Genomic DNA, 18,085 nt, shown 5'->3' with positions numbered 1-18,085 from the left:
TCCTGTATGAAAAACCATAACTGTATTTTCGTACAGTATAATCTGGTTTTATATACAGTAAAGTGTTGTGCGATGATTTTCAGAACAATTTTTTCGACCAGCCGAGCTTAGAGCTTAACGTATTGAAATAACTGTAATCTTTAGGGTGAATAAGATTGAGGTGATAGTCGCAGCGGCGGATAAGTACATCTTCACCTTCCTGAATCGGCAACGCGATTTGGCTGTCGCAACTCACCTCCAGATCGCTGCGACGATGGGAAAAGCGCAGGCGAATAGTGCTGCTGCTGTTTATCACCAGCGGGCGCGCAGACAACGTGTGCGGAAACATCGGTACCAGCGTGATGGCATCCAGCGATGGCGTCAGAATCGGCCCGCCGGCGGAGAGTGAATAGGCGGTGGAACCGGTAGGGGTTGAGATAATCAGCCCATCCGAACGCTGGGAAAAGGCGAAAACTTCGTCGATATAGACTTCAAATTCAATCATATGGGCAACTTTGCCCGGGTGGAGTACCACTTCGTTGATCGCGGTGCTGATACGTTTCTGGCACTCTTGCTGGCAGACCTGCACTTCCAGCAAAAAACGTTTTTCAGCGATATAATGACCTTCCAGCACGTCGGCCAGCTGTTGCTGCGCGTTGTCGGGATCGAGATCGGTGAGAAAGCCGAGGTTGCCGCGGTTAATCCCAATAACCTTGATATCATAGCGCGCCAGCGTGCGCGCCGCGCCCAGCATATTACCGTCGCCGCCGACAACCACCGCGAGATCGGCTTGTTGACCGATTTCTGCCAGCGTGCCGGTTTTCACATTATTGAGCTGCAATTCCTGGGCAATCTGTTGTTCGACAATGACGTCATAACCTTTGGCGCTTAACCAGCGATATAACATTTCATGTGTGGTCAGTGCGGTAGGGTGCCGTGGATGCCCGACAATACCAATACACTTGAAATGATGGGTCATTTTCTGGAGGTCCTTGTGGCGAATGAAATGATGACAATCTGTCACGTTCCCTTGAATCCCGGAAACTGATCCCCATAATAATGCAGGTTAGCGAGATGAATGCAAAAAAACGCGGAGAAATTCATGAGTAGTAAAGAACAGAAAACGCCTGACGGGCAAGCCCCGGAAGAAATTATCATGGAACAGCACGACGAAGTTGAGGCAGTTGTTGAGTCTGACGATTCTGCTGGGCAGGTGGATCCGCGCGATGAGAAAATTGCGAACCTTGAAGCGCAGTTAGCTGAAGCGGAAAGCCGCGAGCGCGAAACTGTTTTACGCGTTAAAGCGGAAATGGAAAACCTGCGTCGCCGTACCGAACAGGATATCGAGAAAGCGCATAAATTCGCGCTGGAGAAGTTCGTCAATGAACTGCTGCCGGTTATCGATAGCCTGGATCGCGCACTGGAAGTGGCGGACAAAAACAACGCCGAGATGGCGCCGATGGTTGAAGGCATTGAACTGACGCTGAAAAACATGCTGGATGTGGTGAAGAAATTCGGCGTGGAAGTGATTGCTGAAACCGACGTTCCGCTGGATCCAAACGTGCATCAGGCGATTGCCATGGTGGAATCTGAAGAGATTGCCGCTGGTAAAGTGCTGGGCGTGATGCAAAAAGGTTACACCTTAAACGGCCGCACTATTCGCGCAGCGATGGTGACCGTTGCTAAAGCGAAGGCGTAACTTTTTTAGATAAACCCTCTCCATCCGGAGAGGGTTTTTTTTCGCTTATTCGGCGACGCTTTCCCGCAGCGCTTTCACCGGGATCACCTGAACCTGCTTAATCATATTGTCCTGCACGTCGAGAATATCGATGTCGTACTGCTCGATACGGACACGAGTACCCACCGCCGGGATCTCTTCCAGCGCCTCCAGCAGCATGCCGTTAATGGTGCGGGCTTCGTCTTCCGGTAAGCGCCAGTTAAAGGCTTTATTCAGTTCGCGCACGTTGGCGCTTCCGTCGATGATCACCGAGCCGTCATTTTGCGGCGTGGCTTCATCCGCCAGCGCAGGTGACATGGAGGTGGTAAAGTCGCCGACAATCTCTTCCAGAATATCCTCGACCGTCACCAGCCCCTGAATATCGCCATACTCATCGACCACCAGGCCGACTTTCTTTTTATTGCGCTGGAATTTCACCAGTTGCACGCTCAGCGGCGTACCTTCCGGAACATAGTAGATTTCGTCGGCGGCGCGCAGCATCACTTCTTTGGTGAACTCGTTTTTTTCCGTCATTAACCGGTAGGCTTCACGCACGCGCAGCATGCTGATGGCGTCGTCCAGCGAATCACGGTAGAGCACAATGCGGCCGTGCGGCGAGTGGGTGAGCTGGCGAACAATGGCTTTCCAGTCGTCGTTGATATCAATGCCGACAATTTCGTTGCGCGGCACCATGATGTCGTTAACGCTGACTTTTTCCAGATCGAGAATCGACAGCAACATGTCCTGGTTGCGGCGGGAAATTTGCGAGCGCGATTCGTTCACAATGGTGCGCAGCTCATCTTTGCTGAGCGCGCCGCTGACCACCACATCCGCTTTAATACCCACCATGCGCATCAGCACGCGCGTCACGCCGTTCAGCAACCACACCAGCGGCATCATGATGACTTGCAGCGGCGCGAGCAGGAAGCTACTGGGGAAGGCCACTTTTTCCGGGTAGAGCGCGGCGATGGTTTTTGGCAACACTTCGGCGAACACCAGCACCACAAAGGTCAGCACACCGGTGGCAATAGCGACGCCAGCATTGCCATACAGGCGCATCCCAACAATGGTGCCAATTGCCGACGCCAGAATATTGACGAGGTTGTTACCAATCAGCACCAGGCTTATCAGGCGGTCGGGTTTACGCAACAGCTTTTCTACGCGTTTTGCCGCGCGGTTGCCCTGCTTGGCTAAGTGGCGCAAGCGGTAACGGTTGAGTGTCATCATTCCGGTTTCGGAACCGGAAAAGTAGGCCGAAACCACGACCATGATGATTAGCGTAATAATCAGCGTCGTGGTGGAAATGTGTTCCAGGGGGAACTCCTTTGTGATTAGCTCGCGAACTGCTGCAGAATGCGGCTGCCAAAATAGGCCAGCGTTAAAATCCCCGCGCCTGCAACGTTGAACCAGACGACCCTGCGGCCGCGCCAGCCCTCATGGTAATGGCCCCACAGCAGAACAATGTAGACAAACCAGGCGATGATTGAGAGCACCGCTTTATCGATATTTTCCATGCTGAACAAGTTCTGCATAAAGAACAGGCCGGTGCATAGCGTCAGCGTCAGCAGCACAACGCCAACCTGAGTAATGTGGAACATTTTGCGCTCAATCACCATCAGCGGCGGCATTTCGTTACTGAACGCCAGCCGTTTATTCTTCAACTGATAGTCAATCCAGGCCAGTTGCAGCGCGTACATAGCCGCAATAATCAGTGTGGCATAGGCGAAAAGCGACAGGCCAATGTGCACCATCATGCCCGGCGTGGCTTCCAGGTGGGTAATGTACTCATTGGGTACAAAAACGGCGAAAGCAAGGTTGATTAACGCGAAGGTATAGACAATCGGCAGCAGCAGCCAGCCGCGATTTTTCGACGCCACAATGGTCATTACCGTACAGATCATCAGGCTGACCAGCGAACCGACATTCAGCAGGCTCAGGTTTTGCCCGCCATCATCCGGGAACAGACGTTCTTTCAAGCCGAAACCGTGACAAATAAGTGCGATTACCGCCGAAAGGATAGCCATTCTGCGCCAGCCGCTGTTTTTTTGCAGCAGGCTGGGAACGATCAGCGCAATGCTGATTGAGTAGGCGACAAGAGCGATCAGGGCAAAAACGGGCATAGGATGTCGGCAGTTGACTGAAGAAGAAAGAAAAGCAGTATAACGTTACGTGACGTTGGCTCCAACAGTTGCATCACATACAGGAGCAATGTCTTCATGTTATACTCCGGAAAATTTCTGTTATGCGTCGCGCTGGCGGCCATCGTATCACCTCAGGCGAGAGACAATGTTTGATAATTTAACCGATCGTTTGTCGCGCACCCTGCGCAATATCAGTGGCCGTGGACGCCTCACTGAAGACAACATCAAAGATACCCTGCGCGAAGTGCGTATGGCACTGCTGGAAGCGGACGTTGCGCTGCCTGTGGTGCGTGATTTTATCAACCACGTAAAAGAGAAAGCGGTTGGCCATGAAGTGAACAAGAGCCTGACGCCGGGCCAGGAGTTCGTCAAAATCGTCCGCAACGAACTGGTTGCGGCGATGGGCGAAGAGAACCAGAGCCTGAACCTTGCCGCGCAGCCGCCAGCGGTAGTGCTGATGGCGGGTCTGCAGGGGGCGGGTAAAACCACCAGCGTCGGTAAACTCGGTAAGTTCCTGCGCGAGAAGCACAAGAAGAAAGTGATGGTCGTTTCTGCCGACGTTTACCGTCCGGCGGCGATCAAACAGCTGGAAACGCTGGCGCAGCAGGTTGACGTCGATTTCTTCCCTTCTGACGTCGCGCAAAAGCCGGTCGACATCGTTAACGCCGCGCTGAAAGAGGCGAAGCTGAAATTCTACGACGTGCTGCTGGTGGATACCGCCGGTCGTCTGCATGTCGACGAAGCGATGATGGATGAGATCAAACAGGTTCACGCGGCGATTAAGCCGGTAGAAACCCTGTTTGTCGTCGACGCCATGACCGGTCAGGACGCCGCGAATACCGCGAAAGCCTTTAATGAAGCGCTGCCGCTGACCGGCGTGGTGCTGACGAAAGTGGACGGTGATGCGCGCGGCGGTGCGGCGCTCTCCATTCGCCATATCACCGGCAAGCCGATTAAATTCCTCGGTGTCGGCGAGAAAACGGAAGCGCTGGAGCCGTTCCACCCGGATCGTATCGCATCGCGTATTCTCGGCATGGGCGACGTGTTGTCGCTTATCGAAGATATCGAAAGCAAAGTTGACCGCGCGCAGGCTGAAAAGCTGGCGAATAAACTGAAGAAGGGCGACGGTTTCGATCTGACCGACTTCCTTGAGCAGTTGCGCCAGATGAAAAACATGGGCGGCATGGCGAGCCTGATGGGCAAGCTGCCGGGCATGGGGCAAATCCCGGACAACGTTAAAGCGCAAATGGACGACAAAGTGCTGGTGCGTATGGAAGCGATCATTAACTCCATGACGCTGAAAGAGCGCGCCAACCCGGACATCATCAAAGGTTCGCGTAAGCGCCGTATCGCCGCTGGCTGCGGTATGCAGGTGCAGGATGTGAACCGTCTGCTCAAACAATTCGACGACATGCAGCGCATGATGAAGAAGATGAAGAAGGGCGGGATGGCGAAGATGATGCGCGGGATGAAGGGGATGATGCCGCCTGGTTTCCCGGGTCGCTAAAACAAGGGCATAAGGCTATCTTGTTTGCCATTTTAGCCCCGGGGTGTGCTCGAAATGCTCACGTACTACGTGTACGCTCCGCTTTCTGTGCGCACGCCGGAACTAAACTGGCTGCACCGATATACGCCTTATATCCCTTGTTTACTTTATCCTGATTGCAATTTCCCCCAAAATCAGTAAAATTTTCGGGCTTTTAATATGACACCGGGCTCCGTTCCTCGATGGGGCCTGGTGTTTTATTCACACAAGAGGATGTTATGGTAACTATTCGTTTAGCACGTCACGGCGCTAAAAAGCGTCCGTTCTACCAGGTTGTTGTTACTGACAGCCGCAATGCACGCAACGGTCGCTTCATTGAGCGCGTTGGTTTCTTCAACCCGATCGCTTCCGAGAAAGAAGAAGGCACCCGCCTGGATCTGGATCGTATTCAGCACTGGGTTGGCCAGGGCGCTACCGTTTCCGATCGCGTTTCCGCGCTGATCAAAGCAGCACAGAAAGCAGCTTAATCTGTCACGGTGGTCATGATGAGCAAGCAACAAGCCGCACCGGTCCCTGTTGAGCCAATTATTGTCGGCAAGCTGGGGTCTTCTTACGGAATTCGTGGTTGGCTCAGAGTGTTTTCCTCCACCGAAGACGCCGAAAGCATTTTTGACTATCAGCCCTGGTTTATCCAGAAGGCGGGTCAGTGGCAGAGCATTGAGCTGGAAAGCTGGCGCTACCACAATCAGGACATCGTCATCAAACTGAAAGGTGTTGATGACAGAGATGCCGCGAATCTGCTGACCAATTGTGAAATTGTCGTTGATTCCGCGCAGTTGCCGGAACTGGAAGAGGGTGACTACTACTGGAAAGACCTGATGGGCTGCCAGGTAGTGACTACTGAAGGTTACAGCCTTGGTAAAGTCGTCGATATGATGGAAACCGGGTCGAATGACGTTCTCGTCATCAAGGCAAACCTGAAAGATGCATTTGGTATCAAGGAGCGGCTGGTTCCGTTCCTCGATGGGCAGGTTATCAAGAAAGTCGATCTCACTACTCAAACCATTGAAGTAGATTGGGATCCTGGTTTTTAAACCTCCGGATATACGGTAAAAGACGGCGCTATGTGGATTGGCATAATTAGCCTGTTTCCTGAAATGTTCCGCGCGATTACCGACTACGGGGTAACTGGCCGGGCAGTAAAAAATGGCCTGCTGAGCATCCAGAGCTGGAGTCCGCGTGATTTCGCTCACGACCGGCACCGTACCGTGGACGATCGTCCTTACGGCGGCGGACCGGGGATGTTAATGATGGTGAACCCCCTACGGGACGCCATTCATGCAGCAAAAGCCGCGGCGGGCGAAGGCGCCAAAGTGATTTATCTGTCGCCTCAGGGGCGCAAGCTTGATCAAGCGGGCGTCAGCGAACTGGCAACGAATCAGAAACTGATTCTGGTGTGCGGTCGCTACGAAGGGATAGATGAGCGCGTAATTCAAACCGAGATTGACGAAGAATGGTCTATCGGCGATTACGTTCTCAGCGGTGGTGAGTTACCAGCGATGACGCTGATTGACTCGGTTTCCCGGTTTATTCCGGGGGTACTGGGGCATGAAGCTTCGGCAACGGAAGATTCTTTTGCCGATGGGTTGCTGGACTGCCCACACTATACCCGACCTGAAGTGTTAGAAGGGATGGAAGTACCGGCGGTGTTACTGTCGGGGAACCATGCCGAGATACGTCGCTGGCGTTTGAAGCAGTCGCTGGGCCGCACCTGGCTTAGAAGACCTGAACTTCTGGAAAACCTGGCTCTGACTGAAGAGCAAGCAAGGTTGCTGGCGGAGTTCCAACGGGAACACGCGCAACAGCAACAGAAACATGATGGGATGGCTTAAGCCACCCGAATATCAGTTTACCCAGGATAAGAGATTAAATTATGAGCAACATTATTAAGCAACTTGAACAAGAGCAGATGAAGCAGGACGTACCTTCCTTCCGTCCGGGTGACACCGTGGAAGTGAAAGTATGGGTTGTTGAAGGTTCCAAAAAACGTCTGCAGGCATTCGAGGGCGTGGTTATCGCTATTCGTAACCGCGGTCTGCACTCTGCATTCACTGTTCGTAAAATTTCCAACGGCGAAGGCGTTGAGCGTGTCTTCCAGACTCACTCTCCGGTAGTTGACAGCATCTCTGTCAAACGTCGTGGTGCCGTTCGTAAAGCTAAACTGTACTACCTGCGTGAGCGTACTGGTAAGTCTGCTCGTATCAAAGAGCGTCTTAACTAAGATAGCGCACACGCTACATCCAAAGCGTGTTATGAAACAAGGGGTTGGCGTAATGCCAGCCCCTTTTTTATACCCATCTGAAAACCACACTTCTTTAGACGTGTTCAGCGCCAGGTTTTGGCGTATTGCTTTGGGATTTTAATCGCTCACAGCAGGCAGCGAGCTTTATTAATGGTTTGATTGCGAGCTAAAAACAGCATCCTGTAGATCCGCACGCTAACAAACTCTGGTTTCGCATCCTTAATCTGGATCGACATCTCTCCGGGCAGGCAGACGCATATTTAATTTAGGCTGAACCCAGGACGTTTCCTGTATCAGTGGTTTTTAAGCTCTGTGACCACCCATTGCCCACGTATTTTTTTCCATTACCTATTATCGATGCAGAAATAAAAAACCTGCTGGCGCAGGCTTTTGATTATTTTCGCCGGATTACTTCCCGGTGGGGGACGCGCTCACTTGCAGTGCTGGCGGGCGGACAATGTAACGCGCCAGCGACTCATGGGTGACAAACGTACAACCACAGTGAATATTCTGGCACTGGTGATAGCGCTCTTTGGTTTCAGAACTGAGGTAGCGGCTGGAGCGCGCGTGCGCCGCTTGTTGGCATACCGGGCAATGCATCATGGTGGTTTCTCCCTCGTGTATATGCCAGTTATATTATCCTTTTAACTTGCAAATGCAAGTTAAAGAATGCATTTGACGCTATTCCTGCACTTCATATTTAACGCCATCAACCCGAACCTCCAGCTCCAGTTTGCTAATAAAACCATTGCTATCAATGCCATGTGTCACTTTTTTGATTACCCAGGGCGTATTGTTGATCGCATCTTTAAAGCCTGAAACATACACAGGGCTTTCTGCTGAGATATCGGTGCGCCCCTGAGCGAGAGTGAGCGTAAATTTCGCCGCGTTGCGCTGGATATCTTGCCACTGTGCCTCTGCCGCCCGCATGGCTTCATCTTTAGAAGAGTATGTCGTCGGCAGGGTATAGATATTATCTTTTGATCCAGCGGTGTAATCGGTCGCTTCCTGTTTTTCATTGCTGGTTGTCGCGGTTTTGCGCGTCAGTTTTACCTGCTTCGTCTGCGCTTTTGGCGTTCTGGTATCTTGCCAGTGGGCAACCACACCGCTGTAAGCTGCGCGATCGGCAAGGGTAAACTCGTGTGAGTCGCCATCGCTGCGGGTGATCGTCACCGAAGGAACAACCTTGCCGCCCCGAACGCACATGCCCGGAACAAGGAAAATCAGCGTACCTGATTTCACGGCGATTTCGGCACCGTTGCGAGTTGCCAGCCGGGTAAGAAAGCCAATGTCGGACTCATTAGACTGGTCGATATGGGCGATTTTGATATTTGCCAGCGCTGGCGCGACACTGGCGCTCAGTGAATTACGCCAGGCGATATCTTTGACAACTTCGCCAAGCGTTGTGTCATGCCATGACCACTCTTTTGGGCTATTCATATTGCCGCGAAAATCGACGCTGCGGCCGGTAACAACCACCTGATCCGGCGTACCTCGGTGTGTCACCTGATCGATGGTAAACGTGCCCATATTAGTGAGCAGTTCTCCCAGTCGACCAATGGCGACACTTACCTCATTACCGCGCTGCGGCATCTGGATTTTTCCGTCGGCATCATCCAGCGTTAGCGTTAGTGTATCGGCTTCAAACCCGCGATTATCGGTGACGGTCAATGCTATCAGGCGAGGCGCAATATCGTAGGTAATGTCTTTTACTTGCTGTTTTTGCGCTTGCTGCGGATCATGCTGTTTCTGCTTTAGCTTCAGCGTAAACAGGGGGACGCTTGTTCGCCCCAAATCCTGGGTGAGTACGTCAATCATCACATGTTCCCCAGCATCTTCGTCGGATCCCTGAACAGTTGTTCCCCCTGGGCCTGAAGATCGCCCGCCAGGGCCTCCAGCGATTCATCAACGCGCGTAAGTTTGAGCGTGAAGGTGATTTTGCGCGGTGAACCGTTGCTGTAATACTCAGAACCATTTTCGGTGACGCTGCTTATTACATACATGCCGTAAATCATTCCGGTTCCGTCAATAAGCGGCCATGAGCGACCCTGATCGGCCATCAGACGTACCGCTGCAAGCGACAGCACACCGCCAGTCAGTTCAGGGTAGAGCGCGCCCGTAATTTCGATGGTTTCCTCCCCTGGACCGATGTACTGAAACGCCGCGCGCTTGCCCACACGCGCGTTGTTCTTCCAGTTAAACGCTGAGGTCCGGCTCATACTCTGAAATGGCAGCGTCTGCCGCATAAAAACAAAAAGCCCCAATGCCAGCATCATAATGCGAACTCTCCTTACGGGTTGAATTGGGATAACGCGTTGTTGCGCCGGTTATCGGCATCCTGGCGGAACAGATCCTGCAGGTAACGTTCGTTGCTGCTGCCCGGCGTGACATCGCCCTGCAGCGTGACGTTATATTCCGTACGGCTTTGGTCGAGGTAAGAGCTGCCGGTTGACGGGCGCGCCATCTGATAGGCGTTATACCCCGGCTGCGAACTTGTGGGCTGGATATAGCTGGATACCCCTCCGGTAGCGGGTTGCTCGATCGATGGTTTGAGCGCCAGTGCGGGTTTCTTATCGATAATGCCCAGCGTCTCCAGCAACCCCGTCGCGCTCTCGCTCAGTGAACGGAAGAGGTTCAGTGGCCAGGTGAATGCATTAACAAGCATTTTACCGACACTCTGCCCGAGGTTGCCGAATTGAGTGAGCGTCTCCTCGCTGGCCTTGATTGGCGTCAGCAGCGCGATAAAGGTCTCTTTTACCGTTTGCAGTGCACCGCCGATGGCATCGAAAACCGGCTGTAATGGCGAAAACATCTCTGCAATGGGGGCAAATGCCGCGACGATCCCCTCAATCACGCCGCTAAAAAAGGCGCTAATGGGCTCCCAGTATTTATAAATCAGCGCAGCGCCAGCGGCGATGGCAGCCACCACGGCAACAATTGGCCAGGTGAGTCCGCCGATAACCGCCATGATCCCACCACAAACGGTGGTAAACACACTGCCAAATGTCGTGGCAATGGTGATAAGCGTGCTGATCCCCGTAAAGACGGGCGCAATTACGCTTGCGACAGTGCCGATTGCCCCTGCAACGCCGACGATCACCGTCGCTATCAGACCAAAGCTTTGCACCAGCCCCTGGTTATTTTGCACCCACTGCTGAAGCTGCCCGAGATAACCAGTCGCAGTCTGTACCAGCATGCGCAGCGACGACTCCTGGGTGGCGAAAATATCCACGCTCAGGGATTGATAAGCCGCCTGCAGCGCCGCTAAATCCGTGCCAAGGTTGCCGGCATTGTTTTGCGTCACGGCCGCAGCATCGCCGCCGCTTTGTTGCTGGTTGGCGATCGGCTGAGCCCGGTTTCCGGCGCTCTGCTGGAGGCTGGCGACAGCGGTGCCCGCTGGCGCAGGCTGCACGGTAGGGCGCGCTTGCAGTGATGCTTCATAACCCGGTTGCAGCAATTTTTTGCCAAGGCTAAAACCGGTGTTTGCCACCGACATACTGGCCTTCCCAAGGCTGGCGACTTTTCCGCCCATCCCTGTGATGCTCTGCTGCGCATCCTGGATTTTCTTCTGCCGTTGCTGCCGGTTTTCCTGTTTCAGGCTCTGCTGTTGGGTTACCAACTGCGCCGAACTTTCGCTGATGCGGCTTTTCAGCCGCAGCTTTTCCGCCAGTGGCGCCGCAGCGTCAAGGCCGGATTCGGTAACCACGCTTTTCCGCCTGGCGACTTTCGCCGTCAGGTTGAGGCGCTGCAGATGCAGCTGGCTGACACGCTGTTGTGTGAACTGCAAAAGACTGGCGTGGCTGCGCGTCGGCGGGCCTTGTTCCGCCAGTTTTTGCGTACGCTGCTGCATCGTTTCCAGCCGCACATTGACTGAGGTAAGGGCTTTTTCCGCCCGCATTAAGCCATCCACCTGAGCGAGTTGACCATACAACCCGCTCAGGTTTTTCTCCGTTGCTTTTATGCTGTCAGACAGCGACACATTCGCCGTCTGCAGGGTTTGAAAGGGCCGCTTCGCTTGATCAACAGCAGCGAGCAGGGCCTCGATATTTACGCTGTTACTCATATGTGTTTCCGCTTCGCTGCAGCGCTTTTTCGCGCCAGGTGATGAGTTCGCTCAGACTCAAGGGGTAGAGCTCTGATGGCGGCCAGTGGAAGATCACCGCGATATCCGCCATCAGATCGTCAACCGACAGCCTGGTCGGAAAATTTACTGTCCCGAAGCTGGTGACAAAAAACCGACCACCTTGCCCGCCAGCGCCACCATATCGGCCAGATCCAGCGCGCCCACTTCCTGCTCGGTAAGTGATGGTGAGGTGATGCGCGGCAGCACTTTAATCAGCGCGTCCACTTCGGCGTTTGCCACCGCGGCCAGGCTCAGGCCGCGCAGCGTACCGGCGTTCGGTTTCATCAGCGTAAGGGAATTGATCAACTGCTCGCCGCGTTTAATCGGGGTCTGCAGGGTAATGACGTTATCTGTTTCGTGGCTCATACGATCCTCGTTGCTTTTGCGGGGGGAAGACCCGGCCAGCCAGGCTGACCGGGTGGGGCATTACAGGCCGATATTGCGGCGGTGCTGTTCGAGACGGTCGACGCCGTTCACTTTTTCAACCATGTTGACGGTGTCGATCTCCACCAGCTCCTTGCCATCAATGGTCAGTTTGAAGTAGGTGCAAACCACGGAGATTTTGGATTCCGTATCTTCACCCGGCTTGTTTTCGCCGGTGTCGATCTCTTTCTGGCGACCACGCATCACCACTTCCACAGCCACCGTTTCCCCGGTGTCATCGCGCTGGTAAGAACCGGCGAAGCGGATCGGCACCGCGTCGGCGCTGGTGGCGCCATACAGTTCCCAGATAGCTTCATCCGGGAAGCCGCCCAGCGACCACTCCATTGACATCGCCTCTTCATCGAGACCCATATCAATCGGCGCGACGCCATTCATGCCTGCACCACGGTAGTTTTCCAGCTTGCGGGTCAGCTTTGGCAGCGTGATGGATTTGGCGACACCCTGGTAGCTGTAGCCATTGAGGAACACGTTCATGTATTTCAGTTTTCGCGGCATTGCCATTTATCAGGCTCCTTAATTGCTGTTAACCGAGGAGACCAGGTTCGCCAGGTACTTATCGGTGATGCGCTGGCGTAAGGTCAGGTTTTCCAGTGGCGGGACCGGCGTATAGTCGTAATCGATATACAGTTTCCCGGCTTTCAGGGTTTCGGCGTCGTTCGCGGATTCATCGAACCAGCAGGTCGCATCGACGATGTAACCGTTGCTTTTCAGCTCGCGGAATTTCGCGTTAATGCCATCAATGATGTCGCGGATAAGCGTCGCGGTAATCGGTTTGTCCACCGCCCACATATGCGCGTCGGCCATGGTGTCGGCAATAACCTGCGCGGTACGGGTATAGTTTTCAAACAGGAACAGCGGATCATCCGAGCAGGTGCGGTTGCCCCAGAAACGGAAGCCATCTTTACGAATCAGCGTGGTGACGCCAGCCTGGTTCAGCAGATCCGCATCGGTGCCGGATTCCTGCAGATCCCAGAACACCGGGGTGCTGATGCCGGTCACGCCGTTAACGCCGACGTTAGACAGGGTTTTGTGCCAGCCAACAGACTGGTCGATATAAGCGCGCAGGCCGAGCGCGCGCGCCGTGGCGTACGCCGTGGCGCTGGCGTTAGCGACGGTATCCCAGGCGAGGAAGTCCGGCCAAATCACCATCAGCTCGCGCTGGCTGAAATTCTCGCGGTACTTAATAGCTTCCGAAATGGTTTTGCAGCCCCAGGCGCTGACGTAACCGAAGGCACGCAGCTTCTGGCAGATGGGGGCCAGCGCGGTTGCGACTTCCAGTGTGTCGTAACCCGGCACGCCAAGAATACGCGGTTTCACGCCGGTCACCGCTTCAGCGGTCAGCAGCGCTTTCAGACCGGTGTATTTCCCATTTGCATCGGTAGTGCCGATGATGTTGGAAATCGTCTGCGCCTGGGCATCGTCGCCGCTACCTTCCGCGACACGCACCACAACAATCACCGGTTTCGCCTGATCGGCAATCGCCTGTAAAGACGATGCCAGCGTACCTTTGGTGCCCGCTTTGGCGATGGCGCTTTGCACGTTGGTGATAAGCACCGGTTCATTCAGTGGAAAGGTTGCCACATCGGCGTCGCTGGCCGTACAAACCATGCCGACGATAGCAGTTGAGACAGTGGAAATGACGCGTGTGCCGTCGTTGATTTCGACGACCTGAACGCCATGATGGTAGTCACTCATCCGATTAACTCCGTGGTGTTGGGGTGAGTGCTATTTTCCAGACCACAGCGCTAACGCGCTATTTGTCGGGGTTGGCGTGGGGATGAAACAACACGGTAGACAAAAAAAACGGGCCGGGGCCCGTTGGATGTTATTTGTTATTGCGGTTTTTCCGGCCAGGGGATATTCGTTATTGGTGCAGAAGGTGGGGATATCCTGCATATCCTATTCACGACCGAATATTTTCTTGCATGTATACACCCCGATAACAATCACCCCGTAACTGCCTGGATAAAATGCATCAAAGCGGTGAAGGGCGTTGTAACCTCCACTGCGTCTGATATCAACTGGCCTGAGCGCCTGGCAGGACAGGCCATTCAATATCGGGCGCTTTTGATGTGTCTATTCTCATCAATATCACCCGATATTTTTTCAATGCGGTCAATGTATCGGTTTCCTCTGTGGTAGCCATTCCGAGATCGACGGCATCCTGGAGTATGCTGATTTTGCTTGACGCTTTCTGTATGAGTGATGCCTGTTGGGAATTTGCCTGCTCAATAATTTGTTCCCGTGTTGGGGCTGGTTCATCTACCCACGCAGGTCTGCCACCTGCCACACCCATTAATTTCCCCGGAGGTGGAGTTTGTTTCCAGTACATAGTGATTTCTTGATCGGTTGCAATAAATGCATCAGCAGGCCAGTCTTCATCGCTGTAGGTTCCGTCATTTTTCCATGTAATTGGAATAAATGACTTTAATGAGGGTGAAAAATAAGCTTTAGTCATAATTAATATCCTATTGCGAAAACGAAAGCCGTGTAACCCGCGCCGCCATTACCGCTAATGCGCAACATAAAATTACTCAGCGATTTTGGTGTTGGATCAGATATGTTGTTAAAAGATATCGTCGGATAATCACTACCACTCGTTCCCATCCGGTGGAAGGCTCCCCATACTCCCAGACGGGCATTAGGAAAAGGTGTTGGATATGTCCATGGGGTATCACCACAATTGCCAGATATAACCGTTCCCCACTGAATAATTAATCCACCTGGCACATCAGGGATGCGGATAAAATCATTGGCTGAATATGAGCGCTTGCTGAAAAGGCTCATTACTGTTGCAACACTCGGTAGAAGATTTGTGGCCGTTCCTGCCACCATTTGGGCGTTTGTTGCTACTCCCTGCTTTGCGGCCTCTCCCAAACCAAGATTTTTGAGAGCCTCAGCAACGAGCCCCGCCGATTGCAGTTCTTTTAAGGCGTTACCAATCATCAGGTATTGATCGTGAGGATTCGCTGATGAAAGATGCTGTTTCATCAGGTCTTCGGAATAGGCTTTTACCTCGATAACCTTATCATCGACATATTTGCGTGTCGCCAGCACCACCGACGGGTCGATTTTCAGCGTGACGGCGGCGGCAGAAGAAACAATCAGCGACATGCGAATGGTTTGCGTACGCCCGCTGCCCTCCTGTAAAAGCGGTTTATAGGTTTCCGGGCAATTTGCGATGGCAATTAGCGTGCCTTCGTCATCAAAAAGCCCTAACTCGCGGATCCAGAATCCCCCTTCATTTTCCGGGATCACCTGCTGGGCAATAATCTGGTTGGGGTTGTCGGCATCGACAGTGAGGGTATTCACTGCGCCGATACGCTTCTGGTTCAATAATTGGGTCTGGGTAGCGTCCGGCACTGGCAGCGCGCCATTGCCATCCCCGACGGCCATTTGCGTGATATGGATTTGCGTGCCACGGGCGGTGGCTGCTGCCAGTTTCTCCGCGCCCTGGTTGGTCAGAATGGTGTAATATTTCGCGGTCATGCGTTTACTCTCAGTTACGGAAAGGTAGGCACTATTTTCCGGTGAGCGCATAAGCAGAGCTATTGTATGTGGTTGGCTTGCGAGCGGTACAACCGGGCACCAAAAAACGAGCCGTAGCCCGTCTGGTGTTATTGCGGCTGTTGCGGCCAGTTGATATTCGGTGCCGTTGCGGTATCCACCGCCTGGAGCAGCTTGATGTACTGCAACCAGGCAATCAGCCGGGCTTTATCGTCATCGCTGATGACACCGAGCTGCAACCCGGTCTGCCACAGGCTGATGGTATTTTTGGCCTCACTCAGTAACTGCGTTTTTTTCTGTTCCGCCCCGCTGACAAGCGCTGTCTGCTGTGCGGTTGTATCGGTCACCCATTTACTGCCGTCCCATTGATCGTAAGCGGTCGCTGGCGCAAGCGGTATAACGTCTGCCGGGTAATCACCCAGCTTATCCAGTTGCGTCTGCTTGCCGCTGGCGATGTCATAAACCGTTTCGCCGCGGTGATCGGCAACGTATTCCCAGCCACTCGAATCTGCCTTACGGCAAACCGCAAAGCCGCTTTTCACCGCGAGCGGCGCATCGATGGCCGCGTTTGCCGGAATACCAACGCCGACAGCCAGGTACTCCACCGAGGTCGAACGATATTCGCGCGTATCGGCTGCGAAGTTATAGACGGTTTGCTCTCCGGCAACGGTGGCAATCAGGTTCTGATTCAGTGTCGCTTGCGTCATTATGCAGCCCTCACGATGTAGTTAAATGCGATGTTATGTGGGCGATTTTCATTAGCAGTAGGTACTGCCATGGATGCGTTAAATCCAATACCGTACCCACCCGCTTTAGATTCCACCGAGCCTCCTCCGTGAGCAAAACTTGCGGCGCCAAATAATGCACCTCTCCCATCTTGCTCATATCCATAAGGTGCAGTGCAAGGAAGCATGCCGGTAATATTGCGAATCGCGTCGCCCTGGATACTTAATAGTGGCCGTCCGGCATCTAAGGAACCATCGTCCGCCCAGCCGCGAATAAACTCGCCACGCAAATCGGGCAAATATCCAGACGGGAATACCGCGGCGAGCCCCGGATATTTCGCCTTATCAAATTCGGCACCATTACATTTGAGCCACCCCGTCGGCGGCGTCGCTGAAGGAAAAGGTAGCGGTACGCCGACAGGCGTAAACTTTGCAATATCGGCGACTTGCAGGTATTGCGGGTGTGGATTAGCCGCGGCGAGATGTGCGGTCAGCAAGTGATCGGCATACGCTTTTACCTCGATAACTTTATCGTCGACATATTTGCGTGTCGCCAGCACCACCGACGGGTCGATTTTCAGCGTCACCGCCGCCGTTGACGAAACAATCAGCGCCATGCGAATGGTTTGCGTACGGCCGCTGCCTTCCTGTAACAATGGCTTGTACGTTTCCGGGCAGTTGGCAATGGCAATCAACACGCCATCGTCATCAAAAAGCCCCATTTCGCGGATCCAGTAGCCCCCTTCGTTTTCAGGGATCACCTGTTCGGCAATGATCTGATTTGCGTTGGCCGCATCGACAGTGAGCGTGTTCACCGCACCGATGCGCTTCTGGTTAAGCAGTTGGGTTTGTGTGGCGTCGGGCGTTGGCAGGGAACCATTGCCGTCGCCGACGGCCATTTGTGTGATATGGATTTGCGTGCCAAGCGCGGTGGCTGCTGCCAGCTTCGCCGCACCCTGGTTGGTCAGAATGGCGTAATATTTCGCGGTCATGCGTTTACTCTCAGTTGTCGGAAACGTGGGCACTATTTTCCGGTGAGCGCATCGGGCAGGGCTATCGGTTGGGGTTGGTTTATGGGCAGGACAACTATGAATGAAAAAAACGGGCCGTAGCCCGTCTGGTGTTATTGCGGTTGTTGCGGCCAGTTGATATCCGGTGCCGTTGCGGTATCCACCGCCTGGAGCAGCCTGATGTACTGCAACCAGGCAATCAGCCGGGCTTTATCGTCATCGCTGATGATGCCGAGCTGCAACTCGGTCTGCCACAGGCTGATGGTATTTTTGGCCTCACTCAGTAACTGCGTTTTTTTCTGTTCCGCCCCGCTGACAAGCGCTGTCTGCTGTGCGGTTGTATCGGTCACCCATTTGCTGCCGTCCCATTTATCATAAGCGGTCGCTGGTGCAAGTGGTGTAACGTCTGCCGGGTAATCACCCAGCTTATCCAGTTGCGTCTGCTTGCCGCTGGCGATGTCATAAACCGTTTCGCCGCGGTGATCGGCAACGTATTCCCAGCCACTCGAATCGGCCTTACGGCAAACCGCAAAGCCGCTTTTCACCGCGGGCGGCGCATCGATGGCTGCGTTTGCCGGAATACCAACGCCGACAACCAGGTACTCCACCGAGGCCGAACGATATTCGCGCGTATCGGCTGCGAAGTTATAT

The 18,085-nt window shown here is 53.7% G+C and carries 22 protein-coding genes; 6 read left to right on the top strand and 16 right to left on the bottom strand.

The features are described 5' to 3' along the window. Positions 1–79 precede the first annotated feature (79 nt). Entirely contained in the window at positions 80–958 is an 879-nt protein-coding gene (nadK, locus tag DFO56_RS19320; RefSeq protein WP_020454803.1) for an NAD(+) kinase, read from the bottom strand. A 123-nt stretch (positions 959–1,081) separates the two neighbouring features. On the opposite strand from nadK, the gene grpE reads away from it, so the two are divergent. Then, entirely contained in the window at positions 1,082–1,678 is a 597-nt protein-coding gene (gene grpE, locus DFO56_RS19315; RefSeq protein WP_147271691.1) for a nucleotide exchange factor GrpE, read from the top strand. 45 nt (positions 1,679–1,723) lie between these two features. Here the strand turns inward: grpE and DFO56_RS19310 are convergent, their stop codons facing one another. Both DFO56_RS19310 and DFO56_RS19305 read right to left on the bottom strand, forming a co-directional pair. Then, a complete protein-coding gene (locus tag DFO56_RS19310; protein ID WP_025263874.1) occupies positions 1,724–3,010 on the bottom strand; it encodes an HlyC/CorC family transporter in 1,287 nt (428 codons plus the stop codon). 17 nt (positions 3,011–3,027) lie between these two features. Further along, a complete protein-coding gene (locus DFO56_RS19305) occupies positions 3,028–3,816 on the bottom strand; it encodes an inner membrane protein YpjD (RefSeq protein WP_020454801.1) in 789 nt (262 codons plus the stop codon). Positions 3,817–3,982: 166 nt separating this feature from the next. Between DFO56_RS19305 and ffh the strand changes: the two genes are divergently transcribed. From ffh to rplS, 5 genes are all read left to right on the top strand, one after another. Continuing rightward, on the top strand, positions 3,983–5,344 hold the full coding sequence (gene ffh / locus DFO56_RS19300) for a signal recognition particle protein (protein WP_045513753.1): 1,362 nt from the start codon (positions 3,983–3,985) through the stop codon (positions 5,342–5,344). 257 nt (positions 5,345–5,601) lie between these two features. Continuing rightward, positions 5,602–5,850, top strand: a complete 249-nt coding sequence (gene rpsP, locus DFO56_RS19295; protein ID WP_017459923.1) for a 30S ribosomal protein S16 — start codon at positions 5,602–5,604, stop codon at positions 5,848–5,850. An 18-nt stretch (positions 5,851–5,868) separates the two neighbouring features. Next, the gene (gene rimM, locus DFO56_RS19290; protein WP_017459924.1) at positions 5,869–6,417 is read left to right on the top strand and encodes a ribosome maturation factor RimM; all 549 of its coding nucleotides are present in this window, start codon (positions 5,869–5,871) and stop codon (positions 6,415–6,417) included. A 30-nt stretch (positions 6,418–6,447) separates the two neighbouring features. Continuing rightward, positions 6,448–7,215 carry a tRNA (guanosine(37)-N1)-methyltransferase TrmD gene (gene trmD / locus DFO56_RS19285; RefSeq protein WP_020454799.1) on the top strand — a complete coding sequence of 256 codons (768 nt, stop codon included), beginning with the start codon at positions 6,448–6,450 and terminating at the stop codon, positions 7,213–7,215. 41 nt (positions 7,216–7,256) lie between these two features. Further along, positions 7,257–7,604, top strand: coding sequence for a 50S ribosomal protein L19 (gene rplS, locus DFO56_RS19280; protein ID WP_004104634.1), 348 nt, complete (start codon positions 7,257–7,259; stop codon positions 7,602–7,604). 429 nt (positions 7,605–8,033) lie between these two features. Here rplS and DFO56_RS19275 read toward each other — a convergent pair whose 3' ends face one another. The 13 genes from DFO56_RS19275 to DFO56_RS19215 all read right to left on the bottom strand — a co-directional run. Then, entirely contained in the window at positions 8,034–8,228 is a 195-nt protein-coding gene (locus DFO56_RS19275; protein WP_045513757.1) for an ogr/Delta-like zinc finger family protein, read from the bottom strand. Positions 8,229–8,306: 78 nt separating this feature from the next. Then, positions 8,307–9,443 (bottom strand): contractile injection system protein, VgrG/Pvc8 family, encoded by a 1,137-nt coding sequence (locus tag DFO56_RS19270; protein WP_045513759.1) that lies wholly within the window; start codon positions 9,441–9,443, stop codon positions 8,307–8,309. Then, positions 9,443–9,901, bottom strand: a complete 459-nt coding sequence (locus DFO56_RS19265) for a phage tail protein (protein ID WP_045513761.1) — start codon at positions 9,899–9,901, stop codon at positions 9,443–9,445. Before DFO56_RS19265 ends, DFO56_RS19270 begins: the two co-directional genes overlap by 1 nt. 14 nt (positions 9,902–9,915) lie before the next feature. Further along, complete coding sequence (locus tag DFO56_RS19260; RefSeq protein ID WP_114413897.1) at positions 9,916–11,688, bottom strand: phage tail tape measure protein; 1,773 nt, start codon at positions 11,686–11,688, stop codon at positions 9,916–9,918. After that, positions 11,681–11,800 carry a GpE family phage tail protein gene (locus DFO56_RS19255; protein WP_017459930.1) on the bottom strand — a complete coding sequence of 40 codons (120 nt, stop codon included), beginning with the start codon at positions 11,798–11,800 and terminating at the stop codon, positions 11,681–11,683. Before DFO56_RS19255 ends, DFO56_RS19260 begins: the two co-directional genes overlap by 8 nt. A gap of 32 nt (positions 11,801–11,832) precedes the next feature. Beyond that, the gene (locus DFO56_RS19250; RefSeq protein WP_020454794.1) at positions 11,833–12,114 is read right to left on the bottom strand and encodes a phage tail assembly protein; all 282 of its coding nucleotides are present in this window, start codon (positions 12,112–12,114) and stop codon (positions 11,833–11,835) included. A gap of 60 nt (positions 12,115–12,174) precedes the next feature. Then, the gene (locus DFO56_RS19245) at positions 12,175–12,693 is read right to left on the bottom strand and encodes a phage major tail tube protein (RefSeq protein ID WP_020454793.1); all 519 of its coding nucleotides are present in this window, start codon (positions 12,691–12,693) and stop codon (positions 12,175–12,177) included. Positions 12,694–12,705: 12 nt separating this feature from the next. After that, positions 12,706–13,887, bottom strand: a complete 1,182-nt coding sequence (locus DFO56_RS19240; RefSeq protein ID WP_045513765.1) for a phage tail sheath protein — start codon at positions 13,885–13,887, stop codon at positions 12,706–12,708. Between the two features lie 322 nt (positions 13,888–14,209). Beyond that, entirely contained in the window at positions 14,210–14,650 is a 441-nt protein-coding gene (locus DFO56_RS19235; protein WP_045513768.1) for a tail fiber assembly protein, read from the bottom strand. A gap of 2 nt (positions 14,651–14,652) precedes the next feature. Continuing rightward, positions 14,653–15,681, bottom strand: coding sequence for a phage tail protein (locus DFO56_RS19230; RefSeq protein WP_045513771.1), 1,029 nt, complete (start codon positions 15,679–15,681; stop codon positions 14,653–14,655). Positions 15,682–15,809: 128 nt separating this feature from the next. Next, the gene (locus tag DFO56_RS19225) at positions 15,810–16,406 is read right to left on the bottom strand and encodes a tail fiber assembly protein (protein WP_045513774.1); all 597 of its coding nucleotides are present in this window, start codon (positions 16,404–16,406) and stop codon (positions 15,810–15,812) included. Continuing rightward, positions 16,406–17,416 (bottom strand): phage tail protein, encoded by a 1,011-nt coding sequence (locus tag DFO56_RS19220; protein WP_045513777.1) that lies wholly within the window; start codon positions 17,414–17,416, stop codon positions 16,406–16,408. Before DFO56_RS19220 ends, DFO56_RS19225 begins: the two co-directional genes overlap by 1 nt. A gap of 131 nt (positions 17,417–17,547) precedes the next feature. Then, on the bottom strand, positions 17,548–18,085 hold a 538-nt coding region (locus DFO56_RS19215), incomplete at its 5' end, for a tail fiber assembly protein (RefSeq protein ID WP_147271694.1).

The organism is Kosakonia sp. AG348 (assembly GCF_003337365.1).
In the GTDB taxonomy this organism is placed as follows: Bacteria; Pseudomonadota; Gammaproteobacteria; order Enterobacterales; family Enterobacteriaceae; genus Kosakonia.
Note: the sequence above shows the minus strand (reverse complement) of the source record. Positions and strands in the feature narration are given on the sequence as shown.

Coding starts and splice junctions, on each gene's coding strand:
- nadK (WP_020454803.1), bottom strand. CDS start 958: ATGACCCATCATTTCAAGTGTATTGGTATTGTCGGGCATCCACGGCAC.
- grpE (WP_147271691.1), top strand. CDS start 1,082: ATGAGTAGTAAAGAACAGAAAACGCCTGACGGGCAAGCCCCGGAAGAA.
- DFO56_RS19305 (WP_020454801.1), bottom strand. CDS start 3,816: ATGCCCGTTTTTGCCCTGATCGCTCTTGTCGCCTACTCAATCAGCATT.
- ffh (WP_045513753.1), top strand. CDS start 3,983: ATGTTTGATAATTTAACCGATCGTTTGTCGCGCACCCTGCGCAATATC.
- rpsP (WP_017459923.1), top strand. CDS start 5,602: ATGGTAACTATTCGTTTAGCACGTCACGGCGCTAAAAAGCGTCCGTTC.
- rimM (WP_017459924.1), top strand. CDS start 5,869: ATGAGCAAGCAACAAGCCGCACCGGTCCCTGTTGAGCCAATTATTGTC.
- trmD (WP_020454799.1), top strand. CDS start 6,448: ATGTGGATTGGCATAATTAGCCTGTTTCCTGAAATGTTCCGCGCGATT.
- rplS (WP_004104634.1), top strand. CDS start 7,257: ATGAGCAACATTATTAAGCAACTTGAACAAGAGCAGATGAAGCAGGAC.
- DFO56_RS19275 (WP_045513757.1), bottom strand. CDS start 8,228: ATGATGCATTGCCCGGTATGCCAACAAGCGGCGCACGCGCGCTCCAGC.
- DFO56_RS19270 (WP_045513759.1), bottom strand. CDS start 9,443: ATGATTGACGTACTCACCCAGGATTTGGGGCGAACAAGCGTCCCCCTG.
- DFO56_RS19265 (WP_045513761.1), bottom strand. CDS start 9,901: ATGATGCTGGCATTGGGGCTTTTTGTTTTTATGCGGCAGACGCTGCCA.
- DFO56_RS19260 (WP_114413897.1), bottom strand. CDS start 11,688: ATGAGTAACAGCGTAAATATCGAGGCCCTGCTCGCTGCTGTTGATCAA.
- DFO56_RS19255 (WP_017459930.1), bottom strand. CDS start 11,800: ATGGCGGATATCGCGGTGATCTTCCACTGGCCGCCATCAGAGCTCTAC.
- DFO56_RS19250 (WP_020454794.1), bottom strand. CDS start 12,114: ATGAGCCACGAAACAGATAACGTCATTACCCTGCAGACCCCGATTAAA.
- DFO56_RS19245 (WP_020454793.1), bottom strand. CDS start 12,693: ATGGCAATGCCGCGAAAACTGAAATACATGAACGTGTTCCTCAATGGC.
- DFO56_RS19240 (WP_045513765.1), bottom strand. CDS start 13,887: ATGAGTGACTACCATCATGGCGTTCAGGTCGTCGAAATCAACGACGGC.
- DFO56_RS19235 (WP_045513768.1), bottom strand. CDS start 14,650: ATGACTAAAGCTTATTTTTCACCCTCATTAAAGTCATTTATTCCAATT.
- DFO56_RS19230 (WP_045513771.1), bottom strand. CDS start 15,681: ATGACCGCGAAATATTACACCATTCTGACCAACCAGGGCGCGGAGAAA.
- DFO56_RS19225 (WP_045513774.1), bottom strand. CDS start 16,406: ATGACGCAAGCGACACTGAATCAGAACCTGATTGCCACCGTTGCCGGA.
- DFO56_RS19220 (WP_045513777.1), bottom strand. CDS start 17,416: ATGACCGCGAAATATTACGCCATTCTGACCAACCAGGGTGCGGCGAAG.